Genomic DNA, 769 nt, shown 5'->3' on the forward strand with positions numbered 1-769 from the left:
GAGGAGGAATTTGTGCTCTTTACGTCAGCGCATAGCTACGAAGATGTGTGTTGTGGAGGCTCTGCATGTACTTGCAACTTCTGAATAAAGAGATCAGCACTAAATTATTCCAATTTGGTTTTAGTCGGTGGAGCTCGAAGAATGATTTCAATGCGCTCTCCCAGTTTGTTCCATGCATCATTTTTCTCCTTGGCATAGTCGTAATGCAAATAATGCCGGCGTACTTTTGAACCTCCCAGCAAGTGATTCTGACAACGGTCAATGATTTCCAGTGTCACTCCTAGTTCCTGCATCATGGTCGCTCCTGTACGACGCAAATCATGCGGAGTCCATTCGCCCTTATTACCTTGGCTTAAAACTAGTGAGTCGTCGTGATGGCGGCCTGATAGAGGTTTGCTGCGATTCTTGAAGCAGCATTGCCGGTCTCCGATCAGCTTGCTGATTGTCTTGGTATCGACATGACTGCTTTCATCCTTGCTGGGAAAGCAGAAGGGAGTGTGGCCGGTTTCTTCTCTAAGGCGTTTAAACTGACTCAGCGCGAATGTTGATAGGAATATATGGTGGTCCTGTCTTTTACCTTTATGCCCTTTGGTGGCTTCAGCAGGGATGAACCAAGTACCTTCCTCCAGATCGACATGTCGCCACTCGGACTTGAGGAGTTCGCCTATGCGACAGAGGGTGCTGAGGCAGATCCAGACTGCGCATTGTACGCGGGAATTCACAGGTCGGATGCCGGAGTATTTTTGGCCAGCGGGTAGGGAGTTATACT

The 769-nt window shown here is 48.5% G+C and carries 1 protein-coding gene; it reads right to left on the reverse strand.

Translation table 11 applies throughout. The features are described 5' to 3' along the window. Positions 1-104: 104 nt before the first annotated feature. Positions 105-769: site-specific integrase (locus HP546_RS30770; RefSeq protein ID WP_172233786.1), on the reverse strand; the 665-nt coding region annotated here is incomplete at its 5' end.

The sequence above is a fragment of the Pseudomonas sp. CM25 genome (assembly GCF_013179705.1).
Classification (GTDB): Bacteria; Pseudomonadota; Gammaproteobacteria; order Pseudomonadales; family Pseudomonadaceae; genus Aquipseudomonas.